Origin of the sequence: Streptomyces sp. SID4985 (assembly GCF_009863025.1) — a bacterium.
Lineage (GTDB): Bacteria > Actinomycetota > Actinomycetes > Streptomycetales > Streptomycetaceae > Streptomyces.
Genome location: NZ_WWIR01000217.1, coordinates 1 through 939, shown reverse-complemented (window position 1 = coordinate 939; position 939 = coordinate 1). Strand labels below are relative to the sequence as shown.

The 939-nt window shown below is 78.8% G+C and carries 1 protein-coding gene; it reads left to right on the top strand.

The genetic code is table 11. The annotated features are described in order from the left end of the window. A partial coding sequence (locus GTW40_RS08905) for a DUF5682 family protein (protein ID WP_237525411.1) occupies positions 1–939 on the top strand: 939 nt, incomplete at both ends.

Below are 939 nucleotides of genomic sequence, written 5' to 3'. Positions count from 1 at the left end.
GAGGCGGCGGCCTCGGGCGGGGTGCCGGAGCTGGACCTGCGCCGGGAGAGCTGGATGCGGTCCCGGCTGGCCGCCGCCACGGCGGACGGGAAGCGGGCGGCCGTGGTGGTGGGCGCGTTCCACGCCCCTGCGTTGCTCGACGGGGCGCTGCCCGGCCCCGCGCTGCTCGCCCCGGCCGAGGATTCCGGCGCACGGCTACCGTCGGCCACGACCTGGACGACCTCCCTCATCCCCTACACCTACGCCCTGCTGGACGAGCGCTCCGGTTACCCCGCCGGCATCCGCGACCCCGAGTGGCAGCACCTGGTGCTCGGCGCGGCCGGTGATCCCTCGGCCCTGACGGACGCGCTGACCGGAGCCGCCGTGCGGATCTGCGCCGAACTGCGGACGCTCGGGCATCCGGCGGGGCCCGCCGACGCGCGGGAGATCACCCGGCTCGCCGGTGATCTGGCCCGGCTGCGGGGGCTGCCCGCGGCAGGCCGGGGTGAACTGGTGGAGGCCGTGCAGACGGTGCTCGCGCAGGGCGAGCCGTACGGGCGTGGGCGTGCCGTGGCGCGGGCGATGGAGCGCGTGCTCGTCGGCACGCGGGCCGGGCTTCCGGCGCCGGACGCGCCGCGCAGCGGTCTCGCCCCCGCTGTGGAGGCGGAGTTGGCGGAGCTGGGCCTGCCCGGCCCCGCGGACCCCGGTACCGCGCGCGACCTGCGCCTCGACCCGCTGCGCTCGGCTCTGGACGCCCGCCGGGAGGTGCTGCTGCGTCGGCTGACGGTGTGCGGGGTGCCGTACGCCGAGCCCAAGGAGGTCGGCGCGGCCGGTGGCGGCGAGGCGCTGACCTCGCGCTGGGAGGTGCGCTGGACGCCTGCCACGGCGGCCATGCTCCACGCGGCCGGGGCCCGGGGCGTGACCTCCGCCCAGGCCGCCGAGGGACTGCTCCGCGCGCGG